Origin of the sequence: Fibrobacter sp. UWH6, from assembly GCF_900142465.1 — a bacterium.
In the GTDB taxonomy this organism is placed as follows: domain Bacteria; phylum Fibrobacterota; class Fibrobacteria; order Fibrobacterales; family Fibrobacteraceae; genus Fibrobacter.
This window is the reverse complement of sequence record NZ_FRAX01000006.1, coordinates 109,294-123,359: the sequence shown is the minus strand read 5'-3', so window position 1 is coordinate 123,359 and position 14,066 is coordinate 109,294. Positions and strand designations below refer to the sequence as shown.

At 46.2% G+C, this 14,066-nt stretch carries 5 protein-coding genes; all 5 read right to left on the bottom strand.

Translation table 11 applies throughout. From position 1 onward, the window contains the following. Window positions 1–45 precede the first annotated feature (45 nt). A complete protein-coding gene (locus BUB73_RS07375; RefSeq protein WP_073284764.1) occupies window positions 46–879 on the bottom strand; it encodes a deoxyribonuclease IV in 834 nt (277 codons plus the stop codon). Window positions 880–881: 2 nt separating this feature from the next. After that, window positions 882–3,983, bottom strand: a complete 3,102-nt coding sequence (locus BUB73_RS07370; protein WP_139259145.1) for a right-handed parallel beta-helix repeat-containing protein — start codon at window positions 3,981–3,983, stop codon at window positions 882–884. Next, window positions 3,983–5,617, bottom strand: a complete 1,635-nt coding sequence (locus tag BUB73_RS07365) for a FecR family protein (protein ID WP_073236788.1) — start codon at window positions 5,615–5,617, stop codon at window positions 3,983–3,985. Before BUB73_RS07365 ends, BUB73_RS07370 begins: the two co-directional genes overlap by 1 nt. A 118-nt stretch (window positions 5,618–5,735) precedes the next feature. Then, window positions 5,736–6,062 (bottom strand): SUI1 family translation initiation factor, encoded by a 327-nt coding sequence (locus BUB73_RS07360; protein WP_073159914.1) that lies wholly within the window; start codon window positions 6,060–6,062, stop codon window positions 5,736–5,738. A 104-nt stretch (window positions 6,063–6,166) separates the two neighbouring features. Next, window positions 6,167–14,062 (bottom strand): cadherin repeat domain-containing protein, encoded by a 7,896-nt coding sequence (locus tag BUB73_RS07355; protein WP_073284759.1) that lies wholly within the window; start codon window positions 14,060–14,062, stop codon window positions 6,167–6,169. Window positions 14,063–14,066 lie beyond the last annotated feature (4 nt).

The following is a 14,066-nucleotide window of genomic DNA, read 5'->3' as shown; positions in this document are numbered from 1 at the left end:
ATTAAAGGAGCCCGACAAATGGACTCCTTTATTTGAAAATAACGTTTACTCTTGGAACCGACTCCGCATCAAGGCGATTTCGGCTGCGTAGCCTGGCAATTCATTGGGGGTTTCAAGATAGAACGGCAAATTTTTTAAGGAAGGATGATTTACCACACGGGTTAAAGCTTCCAAGCCAATAAAACCGCCACCAATAACCTCGTGGCGATCCTTATGGCTACCCATGGGATTCTTGCTATCGTTCAGATGTATCGCCTTCAGCTTGTCCAGACCAATCACCCTGTCAAACAGCTCCAGCACATCGTCCAGATGATCCACAATATCGTAACCACCATCAAAGACATGGCAGGTATCCATGCAGACACCCATCTTGCTAGAAAGTTCTACCCTATCGAGAATAGCCTTCAATTCCTCAAAGGTTCGACCCACTTCAGAGCCCTTTCCAGCCATGGTCTCCAGCAGGACAGTCGTCTTCTGGGACGGTTTCAGCAGACGGTTCAGCATAGCCGAAATAAATTCGATACCGACTTCAGCCCCCTGCTTCACATGACTTCCGGGATGGAAGTTGTACATCGCTCCAGGAAAATGATCCATACGGAAAATATCATCGGCCATTACATCTTCTGCGTACTGACGCAAGCCTTCATCTGCAGCACAGGCGTTCAACGTATAGGGAGCATGGGCCAAAATGGGGACAAACTGATTCGCTTCCAGCAATTCAACCAGTTTTAAAGCATCCGCCTTGTCAAAAGGCTTGGCCGCACCGCCACGAGGATTCCTGGTAAAAAACTGGAATGTATCTGCACCAATAGAAAGAGCGGTCTGCCCCATTGCAAGGAAACCGCTCGAAGAAGAAAGATGACAACCGATATGCAACATAACTAGAATGAGTAATTCAGGGATGCAATAATATAAAGGTCCTTATATTCGTCAGCCAGATTGTCGGGTCTGTAATTCATGACCGTACCAAGAGTCCAAACCGTATAAAGTTTATCGGAATGATTTACGCGCAGAGCTACAGAACCATTCAGATCCAATTCCATTTCATCCATTTTCTGCTTTCTGACTTCGTAGTCCAGGAAATTCTGACGAACGCCACCATTCAAGGTCAGTTCCAGGAACTGGTTTGCCATGGGGAACGTCATATTTTCATCCAGGATCCATTCAAATTCAGTCATGTTGTTGCGATTGAAAATCTTGTAACGGGGAGTCACAGACAGCACATTCTTGAATCCGCCAACAGTCGTTGCCAGAGAAATAGGATAGCGCTGTTCAAAGAATTCACTGCCATGGAATTGATATCCGAGAATACCGAAAGATTCATCAGACAAGTCCAGACCGTTCAGCAACTTATCCTGAACAAATTCCGAATAATCCTTGCGAACCATAAGGGAGGCGCCAACCTTCAAAACGTTCATCGGCAACTTAAATGTCAAACCGATCTGGGCATGATGTCTTAAGATCTTTTCATCAAACTGCGTAGCCAGATATTCGTACTTAGACAAGCCATAGTAATGGGCCCAGTGGGCAGAGTCAATCTTCAAAGTGTCATTTCCGTTAATCACATCCACTGTAGGACGGCCATCCCTTGCCTTAAACCAGTCATCGTTATAAATACCGGAATTGACACTGTAGTTGGCGTACAGTCTCTGGGCGGTACTGCGAGTCCTATAGTTCACGGCATAGCGAAGAGAAAGGTCAATATTCTTGTTCAGCCTAAACTGGTTTCCTACATAGGCGTCATGAGTGTAGAGCGTTCTATTTTCGTCCTGTTCATGTTCCTCCAGCCAATCCTTTTCTGCACCAGAGAACATACCCCACTTGGTACCTTCGCCCATGCCCATGATGTTATAGCTGGAGCCTTCGCCGGCAGCATTTTCAACATTCATGACGTAGCCAAAGGAGAATCGCCAGAAGTCAAAGATTTTCTGTCGCAAATTACCACCGACCATTCGGGAATTCTGCTGCAAGTCCGGAGAACCGGCGCTGTAGTATTCCTTGCCCACATAACGCATGAAGCCTTCAATAAACGTATTCTCGTTAGACCATTCATATGATCCAGCCAAGGCCACATGGTTGTGATCCCACAATTCTCCGCTGGTAGGGTCAAGATCCTGAACCACGGTATTCTTTGCGACTCTAGAAGCCTTGTCAAGAAGTTTGCGCAATTCTTCACGCATCTCGGAAGGAGTAAGCATGCTGCTTTCGCCAAAAATAGATGCCAACTGGTCGCGAGACAGGCCATTCACCTCTTGGGGATTCTTCATCAGCTTATTGAGCAAGCCCAAGTTAGAGGCATCCAGACCGGCGCCCAGGAACACCTGGTTAATCGCACGAATCTTCGCCGCGTTTGCCGTATCTGCGGCACCAACAGCAATCTGGCCATTTAACTTGATATCACCAGGGAAGAACAGCCAGTTACCATCGGCGAAGAAATTACGGGACGTTACCAGCGGGTCCACGGTATTTACATCACCAGGCTGACCATCCCTAAAGAACGGATCTTCCAGGTAATCCTTGCTACCGATAAAGCCCAAGGTTCCATTGAAGCGACGGTGCATATTCCAGCGAACGCGACCACCCACCACGATGTTCTGAGCTTCGGCTTCGCCGTCTTCAATATATTCGTTGTACAAGTCATAATTGCGTTCGCCAACAATCTTGGGAGCCTGAGCTTCACCAGCAAAGGCAGTACCCACAAACAGAGGTTCTCCTGCGGCGTTCTTAAAGAGATTCAGCTGATACATGGCGCCAAAGGCATTAATGCCTGCCAGGTACGTGTCTCCGGCACTCAGAGAAAAATCACCCAGAGTAAAGGAATTCATCTGGTCGGTATAAACCATCTGCAGAGTATATACCTTAAACTTATCCCAGGAATCATTAGAAATGTCTGCATTAAATTCGATGGTCTGGCCCGAAGGAGATTCCATCACCATGCTGGCATTCCAGTTGGCAAACAAGCCCGGAACCTGGAAATAGTTCTTATAATAGTCACCAGGCTTTACCGTATCACGACCAGCAAGGTAGTCCGCACCTGTAGGATTATGGCGCATCAACACCTTATGGTAACCAACATCGAGAGCCAGGTTTCCTGAAACCTTCCAAGGATCCACTTCTCCGATTCCGCTAAACATGTTATACGATTTTGTTCCGTCAGCATAGGGATTGCGAGGTTCATCACCCAAATTTTCCGCAACGCCATCCACATTCTGGGCGACAGCAGTTTCGTTGTCATTCAAGGAACGCTTAATGTCTGCAGACGGCAAATCCTTAGACAAATATCCGATCTTGCTGCCTTGAATCAGGGAATTCCGCTGTTTAAGGTCGTTGTGTCCAAAGTCGAGAACGGCAATCTTATTGTTCAGCAACTTGGAACGCTGCAACATCACAGAAGAACCTTCTGCAGAAACCAAGGCCACTCGGTTATTCTCTAAGGTGGAACCATCAAGAGTCACCTCGGCACTTTGAGTTGCCCAGACTCCAATATTGACGCCATTACGGATCTTGCTCCACTGCATTTCCGCAGAGCCATTTCGCACATAGACACCCGCCTGCTGCGGATTGTCGATGGTGACGTCACGAAGTTCCAGCACACCGCTTTCTACAGCAAAGCCAAATTCAGCATTCACCACCTGCAGGTACTGCGCTTCAGATTTCTTGACACCCGTAATGGAAATACCGTTCCAGGTACCCGATTCATCTTCAGACGTAAAAATTACAGGCTTGTTCAAGTCGCCCACGACAGCCAAGGAACCACCCCGGATATCCAGGCCAGCCCCTTCAGCAAATTTCACGACAACACCAGGTTCCACCAAAACGGACTTGCCATCAGGAACAATCAACGTCTCCTTAACAAGGTAAGGAGAACCTTCCTTCTTTATGAAACCCGAAAAAACGCCCCCCAATTCCGTTTCAACAGCAAAAGCACTCACGTGGAGTGCTGCTGCAAAAATCGTCATTAGAGCATGAACTCTAAAATTCATTAACGGACCTCGTAAACCTTCTTAGCCTTTACCCTATATCCGCTCTTGTGAATGACTTCAATATCGAACTTGTTGACGGATTCACGATTCAATTCCACAGGAATCTGATAATCCAAGCCTTGGATCTGGGATTGGGTTTCTTGTAATATAGTTTTTCCATTCTGTTTTACAACAACCTTATACAGATAAGTCGGATTATTTTCAGACATCTTTATTCTAAACTGTAATGTCTGGGTGATACGATTATCCATTCCCGGCGGAGGAGGCGGAGGATTCAGAAGCTGTCGATTACCACCGATAACATCTACGCTGAAACGCTTCTTGGGATAGCATCCCATAAACTTGGAAATCGTAGAAACGTTACCGGCCTGATCCTTGACTCTTACAAAGTATTCATGATTGCCAGGAATCAGCTTGACACGATGCTGAGCATTCTTGGTAATGGACAATCCAGAAATAGGAGATCCTTCCATTTCCACAGAAACATCGCCTGCATCATTCTGCATTTCGCTCACCGAGGCAGTTGCAGAGCAGCGCAGAGAATCGTAGGCAGAAATAGTCACCACGGGAGCCTTGGTGTTAACCTCGGAACAGGCCTTGTTGACATTGATATCGATTGTCTTGGAAGTAACAGAACCGGCACTCATAAAGGTTAGAGTAGCCTTATTGACATTCCACAGACCATTTGCATCGGTCAGGACAACCTTCTGGGCAAAGGAATGAGATACGCCATCGGCAACACGGATCAGGTTTGCAGACTGATAGGAATTGCCAACCTTGAGAATAAGGGTAGCCGCTTCGTCCTTGGTACGGTAGAAGCCTTCTACCATCAGGCCCTGGTCACAGACATCCACCGGAGAATTCGTAGAAACAGAGAAACCGTTTTCGGGAAGGGACTGGGCTGCCTTACGAGCTTCTTCCTTCAGTTCTTCCTGATAGGTCGAGTCAGCCTTCTGAATTTCGGGAATCAAGTCGGCAACATTCTTGGACTTGTCGGCCAGAAGTTTCTCGATTTTCTTGGCAAAGCGAGCTTCACCGGAAGAAGCCAACTTCAAGACCACCAGGGAGTCGGTTCCGAAAGTCGTTTCGCCAGCAACGATGGCCACGCTCTGTTCGCTACCGTTGGGAGAAATTTCCAGCTTACCGGTCTTCAGACCAGCAAAGAAAACGCCTTCGCCGCCAATATAACCTTCAGTACCACGGATAGATGCCGTTGCAGTTCCGGTCTTGAAGATGAACTTGGACTTGTCCTTCAGCAGTTTGGGAACAGCAAAGTTAAGGTGCCCCTTCTTAATATCGAGGCGGGTTTCAAAGCCACCTTCGTTATTTGGTTCAAGAAGGTTAGTCATTTCGACTTCAGCATTTTCGGCAATAGTAATGGAGCTTCCATCAGGAAGGCCAAAAATCACTTCGGATTCCACGCCAGTACGAACGCGGTCAGACTGATAGACGTGGGCCCCCACGCGAAGGGCGGACCATTCACTCTGCTTAATCTTGATACGGTCCACAGTACCCAAGGCAGAACGAACCTTACCCACGGCAGGAGCAGAAAATGCCATCGCCGGAAGCAAGGCCACAGCGACAGCCAGTCTAAAATCAAACTTTACTCGAGAATTAAGGATTTTACCGAACATAATCCCTCAACTTTTAAAGAACGTACTTTGGCACCGCCTCGTACACTTTTTATGTTAAAAATATGCTTTTTTGAGGGGAAACGTCAAGTATTCTTTACAATAGGTGATACAAATCAAGCTAACCGCCAGCTAATTTCACGGTAAAACCGCGTTTTTCCAGCTCAGCCTTCAAAATATTGCGTTTATCACCCTGAATTTCGATGGCAAAGTCCTTCACAGAACCGCCAACACCGCATTTCTGCTTCAACTGGCGTCCCAGTTCCTTCAGTTCATCCTCGTCCATGGGCACACCGGTGACCACGCTAGCCATCTTGCCGCCACCCAGACGTTTTAACATGATACGGACGACTCCATCGCCCTTAGGGCGTTCAGCCTTAGGCTTTTCTTCCTTAATGCGGCCGACTCCGGTAGAATAGACAAGTGTAGAACGTTCTTCAATACCCATATTAAACCCTTTTCTGTTTTTTCACAATTTTAGCAAAAGTTTTGCACGAAATAGCAAAAACGCCCGGATTATGTCCGGGCGTCTTCGCTTTTAAAAAGTTAGAGTTACTTCTCTGTCGGGCGCTTGTAACCGAAGCTCTTCAGCAGGTCATCATCGTTCTTGACCACGTCATTCTTCTTACGACCGTTAGAACTGGTCAGAGAAGGAATGTCGCAGCGAGCCTTGGCGCGGACAGAAGCTTCAACCTTGTAGAGGTAGGCGCCCGTAGCAATCAGACGTCCATCTTCAGCACGAACATTACCATTGATATCCGGCTTCAGTTCAAAGAACAGCTTCGACATACCAGTTTCATCGGTATAGTCGGGGTTGTTCATATCCTGGCTGAAGGTGTAGTAATCCACAAAGCCGCCGATCGTGGTGTAGATCCAGAGCTTGATGTTCACCTTGGTGTCATACAGGTTCAGCTTGCTCAGGTCATCGCCAGGCTTGTAGCTGTTCTGGACTTCATCAACGCAATGTTCCCTGACGTAGTCGGCGATAAGAATCTTGCCGTCATCCGGAACCTCTCCAGTCAGAGGATCAACGCCCTTGATATCACCAGAAGCGGCGTCAATACCTTCCTTAAGAACATACAGACCATCCTTGCTCAAGATGTCGTCCAAGGTTGCCAGGCCGTCCTTACCGGAGATAACGGGGAGCTTGACTTCCATGACCAAGGTGGGACCGAGGTGACCTTCATCTTCATCAAGACCCGGATACGGTTCCTTTCCGCTGCCCTTCTTGGTACCGAAGCTGCCACCCTTAATGGTTTCAACTTCCTTACCGGTCTTGGGATTCTGCACGGTTACAGCATAAGTCTGTCCCTCGGAGGGAGGATTCTTGCTGTAGTACTTATCAACCCTTTCCTTAGAAACTTCGGTCACCGGATTTTCAACAGAAAGCACAACATTCTTGCCGTCCTTCATGATTACGAATACAGTGTCGGAAGCCTCATTTCCGGCCTTATCACGGAAGAAGCGCACGATGGTATTACCACCAGGCTGCAATCCCTGTGTCGTAAGCGTATCCTGATTAACACCATCTACGGTCCAAATCACTTCCGTGAAGTTAGAATAGATAATGTCCCTGTTTGCAGGAGAAAGAATCACAACTTCAGGTTTAACCTTATCCAGCACAATGAATACGGAACTGGTCATGGAGTTGTTGCAGGCATCGGTATAAGTGTAAGACACATGGTAACCGATATCGCCACTAGCATTCTTGATCAGGTTACCCTTACGATCCACTGTGTAAGACACAAGCAAGGTATCCTTAGATTCCATAGTAGGCAGGTAAGATACGTTGTAGATACCCACAGTAGAAGTCTTGCTAGAAGCACCTTCCTGCTTACTTGCGGCACCGCTGGTCATCAGGTTGCCCTGAGAATCAGACATGAGGGCCACTCCAGTGTAAGCATCGGCATAGTAAGAAACCGTGATTTCGTTACCCTTCTGGTCCTTAGTGACATAGCTGACCTTAATGACTTCGATGTTTTCCACCTTGCCATTATCCTGAACAACAGGAACCTTCACCACGTCGCCATGCTTGTCTTCAGTGTAGCTGATAGTCACCTGGATGCCAGCCACCTTTTCGGTGTAAGACACATCGGTTTTGCCATCGGCCTTGACATTGCGCTTGGCATCGGCGGCAGCATCAAGATCCAGGGCCACAGTTTCCTTTACAACCTTGTCCAGGTTGGTGTAGGTCTTGGAATCAACCTTAGCCGTACCCAATTCCATAGAAATCACGATAACGGTATCTGCAGACTTTTTGTCGCCCAGCATTTCCTTGGCGGGATCGTGAATCTTAATAACCACATCGTTGGATTCGTGATTTACGTAAATCGTAGTATCAGAAACATCCGGAGTTTCGACGATGGTATAGATGTTATGAGCATTTGCAGCATCGCCATTAGCACTGATGGTCACCGTAGGCAGAGTGTTGCTATAGTAAATCACAACAGAATCCACGACGGAGGTGTTGGCTGTGGGATCCTTATATTCAATGCGGATCACGTTACGGCCAGGTACCAAGGTAGTAGAAGTGTCGTTATTAACGGTCCAGGTAGTCTTCTGATCCGGCAGAGTATATCCACCTCTCCAGTGAGCCGTGATATTAGACTGATTGGTATAGACGGTGTCGGGATTCTTGTAGGTGGAATCCTTTGTGACCACCTTTGTGATTTCCACATTGGATTGTTCCTCAACATCGATCAACTCGATTCGAATAGTATCCACGGCAGAGAGCGTAGGATCATTTCGGTCAGTGACTTCAACAACCAGAATGTAGTCATGCTTGTCATTTTCGTAGTCAAGGACAGTCTTGGTGGAAATCATGCCACCCTGGCTAACACTGAACTTATCGGAATCACCACCGATGACAGTGACCACGTTATTCACGAAGGCCGGGTTAGAGACTCCCTTCAGGTCCTTATCATCACCAAATACAACCTGGCCTACGGTTGTACCCTTCGGCAGATTTTCCTTGATTTTGAAGTTACCGTCCTTAATAAAGGGAGGTTCATTTACGTCAACAATGTTGATGGTACGAATAACCGTATCAACCAAGGTCGGATCATTCTTAGCAACAACAACAAGAGTCAGCTCATGGAGATGTTCGGTGCTTTCATAATCAAGTTTAGAACTATCCTTGACAGTCACCACCAACTTATACACATCGCCATCCTTCACCTTTTCAATCTTGAAGAGAGAATCGGCACCGGATTTGTTGGTGTTGGTGAAATATACAGAATCGGCATCAATGCCATTCTTGCCTTCATCTTCATCCACGATAATGTATTCAAGGACCACAAGACCGGTCTTGGAATTTTCACGAACGTTTACAACAACCTTATCATTTACAGGATTCTTATAACCGCAATTTTCGGTGCAGCTGGAATCCGGAGGTGTAGTGGGCTTGCTGCAGTCATTGAACACAGCATCGCAAGTTCCCGGATCCTTGCACTTGGGATCGCTAGGATCGCACTCGGTCACAATCTTAGGACCTTCGTTCAAATCCTTCAAGGTAATAGTTACGGTAACAGTGGTGTCGTACTCAATATCGCTTACCTTCACATGGAAGACGAACTTATGATCAGGTACAGTTTCATAATTCAGAGCGGCACTATCCTTCACCAAAATATCCTTGCCCTTCATTTCGAAAGGTACGCCAGATTCAACAATGGTATAAGTCAAGGTACCAAATACGGTATTCTTCGTATCAGGATCGCTAGCGACCAAGGAACCAACCTTGGCACCCTTAGGCCTATTTTCGTAAATGGATTCGCTGAAGTCTTCTGCAACCGGAGCTTCGTTCACGTCAATAACGTTGATGGTACGAATCACGGTATCCTTCAAGTCGGACTTCTTGGGATCAGATACGGTAAGAACAAGTTCATGAACCGGCTCAACCTTTTCGTAGTCCAGTTTCGAGCCATCCTTGACAGAGACGACCAACTTATAGGTATCGCCCACCTTCACCTTTTCAACCTTGAAGAGAGAATCGGCGCCAGTCTTCTTGTTTTGGACATTGACGAAGTATACGGAATCCTTTTCGATGTCGCCGGCATCCTGGTCCTTGATGACATATTCAAACAGGACCATACCAGTCTTGGAATTTTCAGCCACGTTCACGATAATCTTATCGGACTTGGGATCCTTATAGCCACAATCTTCAGTACAGGTGGAATCCGGAGGTGTGGTGGGCTTATCGCAATCCTTGATCGTAGCATCGCAGGAATTGCACTCAGGATCACTTTCATCACACTTTGTAATGATTTCCGGTTTTTCATTCTTGTCAATCAGTGAAATTGTTACAGTAACAGTCGTATCGTATTCGATATCGCTCACCTTCACATGGAAGACGAACTTATGATCCGGAACGGTTTCATAGTCCAGAGCAGTGCTATCCTTGACCAAGATGTCCTTGCCCTTCATTTCGAAAGGAACACCGGATTCAACAATGGTGTATGTCAAAGTACCGAAGACAGTGTTCTTTGTATCGGGATCGCTGGCCACCAAAGTACCAACCTTAGTGCCCTTGGGGGAATTTTCAGGAATAGAATCCTTGAAATCTTCCGCAGAAGGAGCTTCGTTCACGTCGATAACATTGATGGTACGTTTAACAGTATCCCTAAGAGTCAAGATAGTCGGGTCGGACACAACCAGATCAAGTTCATGAGTTGCCTTAACCTTTTCGTAGTCCAGCTTAGAGCCATCCTTCACGGTGACGACCAACTTATAGGTATCGCCATCCTTCACCTTTTCAATCTTGAAGAGGCTATCGGCGCCTGAGCCATTGGTATTCTCGAAGGATACGATATCCTTTTCGATATCACCGGCATCTTCGTCAACGATCAAGTATTCGAACAGGACCATACCGGTCTTGGAATTTTCAGCCACATTCACGAAAATCTTATCGGAAGCAGGATCCTTATAACCGCAATTTTCCTTACAGGTGGAATCCGGAGGTGTGGTGGGCTTATCGCAATCCTTGATTGTAGCATCGCAAGAATTGCATTCAGGATCACTTTCATCACACTTTGTTATAATGTCCGGTTTCTCATTCTTGTCGATCAGATTGACAGTCACGGAGACGGTGGAGTCAAGTTTACCATCGCTAACCGTTACGTGGAATACATACTGATGGTCCGTAACATCTTCATAGTTCAAGGCAGTGCTATCCTTGACCAAGATGTCCTTACCACTCATTTCAAAGGGGATTCCAGATTCAACAATGGTGTAAGTCAAAGTGCTGAAAGACTTGTTCTTTGTATCAGGATCACCTGCCACCAAGGAACCCACCTTAGTACCGTTGGGAGACTTTTCCACGATGGAATCAAGGAAGTTACTTGCAAAGGGACGTTCATTGATGTCATTGACCTGAATTTTGGTCACTGCGGAAACGGAGGTGTCATTGTCGCTCAGAGTGAGAGTCACATCGAAGACATCATTGGGAAGATCTTCATAATTTACCAGGGAGCTATCCAAAACAAAGAGCTGAACATAAAGTTTGCCTTCATCCTTAATAACGCTAGTACTGAACAAGAGTTCTGCGCAAGAGGCGCCGCAAGCCAGATTGTTGTCCTTCAAGGAAACATTGAAGTCAGACGGTTCAGCATCGCTAGCGTCCGGATCCTTGATTTCAATCAAGCCAAGAACGGTTTCTTTAGCCACATGTTCATCGGTATCATAGAGGTCCTCGACATTCACAAATTCTGGGATATCATTACCGTCGGTCACATTGATAATCACTTCGGCAGAATCCTTCAGTCCACCGCCATCAACAACGTAGACGGTAACGCTAAAGGAATTCTTGGAATCATCTTCAAAGTCAATGTCTGCGCCGGTCTTAACAGAAATCACACCGGTCTTGGAATTGATTTCAAAATTACCGGAAGCATCCTTGATAGAGTAGGTCAGGTAACCCCAACCCTTAGGAGGATTCTTATTAAGGTCTTCATCATCAGCCAGCACCTTCTTCGGATCCTGGTTGTTAGCCTTACGAACCACAGAATCCACAGCAACAGCTTCCCTGCTAACACTAGGAATCTTGCCCGCATTTTCATCAACAACGAAAACCTGGCCCTGAACAACAACAGGCTTGTCATTATCATCGTTAATTCGGATTGTTGCAGTAATGACATCTCTTAGGATATTGTCATCGTCATCGGTCTGACCATTACCATCGCTAACCACAATTCTTGCAACCAACACACTGTCAGAAGATTCATAGTTAAGAACAGCACCCTTCTTGGCAGAAAGGACACCGGTCGTAGGATCCAGTTCATAAAGTTCAAGAATTCGATCATGAACTGCTTCGGTGTATTTGTCTTCATACGTTGTACTGAAGGAATAAGTGAAAGCAACATCATCCTTGTCTTCGACACGAATAGTTTCCTTGGCGGGAACAGCACCATTCTTAGTGTCTACCATTTCGAGGAAATTATAGGTAGTGTCGTGAGCATCCGGAGGATCGTTTACAGGAATGATGTTGATGTACAGAGTATAGGTATCATCAGACAAAAGTCCATCACGCAAAACCCTAAACTTCAAGAAATCATACTTTTCACCAAAAGCATCCTCGGGCGGATTATAAACCAGATTCCAACCCATTGAACCATCCAAAATTCCAGAGGGAACGCCAACATATTTACCACCAATCTTACGATTATAGTCAACAGCTTCTTCCAAACCCTTATCATCGCCCCAGTTAACCATTGTCTTCAGGCTATCTTTCTTCGGGGGAGTTACGACATAGATACCGAAATCCCCTGCCCAGGGGTCGCCGCCCATTTCAAATATGGGGAAAATATCACGACTAAAGATGAACTTTTCATCTTCGATCACGTTGATTTCAAGACCATCGATACTGATTAACTGTTTATCGTTATCTTCAATTTCTAGCGGGAAATCACCACTAGAGCCACCATTCTTTTTCAGTTTTGCGCCAGACAAGTTTACGACGCGGAAAGTGATGCGTTCAGTTTCTTCAATTTCTTTATCATCCTTGATATAAACCAAGATCGGGGTAGCCAAATACTTTTCACCAACAACAAAAGAAACCGGCTTCGTAGACTTTCCGCATATGGGGAATGTCGGATCCTTTTCCAGGTCAATATCGTCTTCGACAGCGTAGTTTACGCCAGCTTCGGAACCGCCAAAGGCAAAGCAATATTCTAGAGAGATCTTTGTTTCCGCCTTTTTATCCAGCAGAATCTTAACGGTATCAACATCATGACCTTCTGCCAGGAGATACAGCTCTTCTCCAGCCTTGTTAAATTCAATGTCGACTTCGGGAGAGTTGTAAGGCACATAACGGAAGCCGGTACCATCAAAGTCCGTATCAACGGTAATCTTATTTGCAAGGAGCTGACCAGCAAGAATCATATGCTGAGCCACATTGATTGTTCTTTCAGAGATAAAGGTTCCCTGTAATGTATCAGTACCTGCATTAAATGTTTTAAATATGATGTCATTCTGAGTAAAGAACAACAACTCACCGCTGTATTTCTTATTCTCGACAATGGAGCCATTTCCAGACCAGACGCCCTTGTCAAACTTAGCGTCTTCGTCCATGTACATAATCTGAATCTTGGAACTAGGGTTCAAATCCAAACCATCCTGGAAAAACACGCGGGTCAGTCGGCCCTTCGGCTGCATTCTAAAAACGATCTTACCACCGTTGGAAATCGAAATACTTTTGATATAGATATCATAAGGGTTATCGCGATACTCATCATAAGGTACATCGATGTAGTGAATGCAGAAGTTATTACCATCTTTCAACCCACTCGCACATTCAGCACCATTCACATTCAGAGCCGGACGCATTCCACCATCGGCGGCCTCGATCATTTTAGCATCGTAAAAAAACGAAGGGGCTTTCAAATCCGTTTTTACTTCGGGAATGGAATCCGGGCAGGAGTCCATATCCCGCAGAAGCCCCGCGCCAACAAACTTGGCATACTCAGGAGCATAACCCCCCCCTACACAATGGACACCCACCATGTAGTTCTCCTTATCCTTGAAGTTATTCGCCTGCAAAACACGAACTTTCCCATTGACTCGCATGGGGCCAGTCAAGATGGTATCAGGACCTTGGGCAAATATGACGTCACCGCCAATCATGATGGGACCACCCACCTTACTATCACCATTCTGTCCCAATTTGAAGTCACCCGTTGCAGTACCAAACCAGCCAACGGAATCAGGAATCTTGATTTCCCTGTTTCCAAATTCAATGCCCTCGGCACCGAACATCTTGAACTTCATCAAGTAGTTCCATTCAAGTTGCTGTTCAGCACGCATCCCTTTCGGATCTTCGGTAACATTCTTGAAGTACAGGGGATACAGCGTATCTCGAATATCTACGCTTTCTTCAGCCCAAGTCAGACTGACAGCAGAGACTGCCATAGCAAGAGCCATGGCAAATTTTGCAAACTTATTCTTTCCAAACCACATTAGT